Here is a 1196-nt window from a genome sequence, read left to right on the forward strand (position 1 = left end):
TACAAGAGAACTGCACAATCATCTGAAATTGTCATCTCGTAAAGCCTGCCCTGATTAGCCTACCCCAAAGTGCTCGTGTTTGGGGTCTCGTGTTCAGGGTCATCCCCTAATTCCCTCATATTGTCATCCCGTAATGCTCCTGTACGGGATCTTGGACTTAAAGATCGACAAACGTTTAAGAGCCGCTGAACGCTTGCAAGGAGACGCTGGCTGCTGGGAAGAACCGTCTGCTTGAACGCTGTTCTCAAGGTTTTTTAGCGAAGTTTTCGAATTTCGTGAAGGATGATTTCTTTTGTTAGTTCTTCTTTGCTTGTCAGCATGCTCTCGATCCACTGTAATATCTTCACAGGATCAGAGCATTCGGAAGGATAAACATCTTGGTTAACGTGAACGTGATGCGGATAAGTTCTAATACTTTTGTGATGGGGAGAGTTATCCCAACGAATCTCAGTGCGAGTATCTACAATCCAATGGAAAGAATACTTTCGCTGCGTAGAACTCACAAATTCCCTGATGTAAACCTTTGAAGAGTCCTTGAACAGAATTTCCAGCTTGATGTATGCGAACTCCTTACCGGTTTTGAAGTCGTGAACCTTGAAATCCTTGACGAACGAAGACTTTTCAACGAACTTCAATATCTTCTGCATTGATCCTCTCCAGCATTGAGCGTACTTCCAGAAGAGCAGAATTACACGCTTCCCATTCAATCAAGTCATCCCACATTTCATAGTTCTCATCTGAATCGGCGACAAGGCTTCTAAACTCTTCGAGAGAACAATCGTACTTTCGTTCTAGTCTTACTGACTGTTCCTGTAGAAGATTCATCTGATACAACAGATCTAACTTCTTGAAGGCAAGCAATTCCTCCTTTGAAACAATAATCATGTGTGTCCCTCCTTTCATCATCAATGAAAGTGTTTACCAGATTATAGCATCGTCGCTTTCAAACAATTCTACAAAAGCGCGAACGCTTTTTTAGACTCGGTTATTTACATTGCGGTGATGTGGTCCTCCGTTCAGTTGGGAGCAGGTTTACCGCCATCGGTTCTCCGTTCTCCGAGAAGAGCATAATAGCACGAGAAGTGCAGTTCCGACGCTGCGCGTTCAGGTTACAGGAAAAACCAAGATCAGAAAATTGAGGCGGGAGATTTACGCGAGGGACAAGACGTTCGCTGCGCTCACGAGAGGACAACAGC

Annotated in this window: 2 protein-coding genes; both read right to left on the bottom strand. The window is 44.3% G+C overall.

Features of this window, described 5'->3' with window-relative positions; translation table 11 throughout:
* Nucleotides 1-254 precede the first annotated feature (254 nt).
* Nucleotides 255-647 (bottom strand): DUF6516 family protein, encoded by a 393-nt coding sequence (locus tag BG32_RS07645; protein WP_121526645.1) that lies wholly within the window; start codon nucleotides 645-647, stop codon nucleotides 255-257.
* Nucleotides 622-885: a hypothetical protein gene (locus BG32_RS07650; RefSeq protein ID WP_006486326.1), complete on the bottom strand. Its 264-nt coding sequence runs from the start codon at nucleotides 883-885 to the stop codon at nucleotides 622-624. Before BG32_RS07650 ends, BG32_RS07645 begins: the two co-directional genes overlap by 26 nt.
* Nucleotides 886-1196 lie beyond the last annotated feature (311 nt).

It is taken from the genome of Mesotoga sp. HF07.pep.5.2.highcov (genome assembly GCF_003666285.1).
In the GTDB taxonomy this organism is placed as follows: Bacteria; Thermotogota; Thermotogae; order Petrotogales; family Kosmotogaceae; genus Mesotoga; species Mesotoga prima.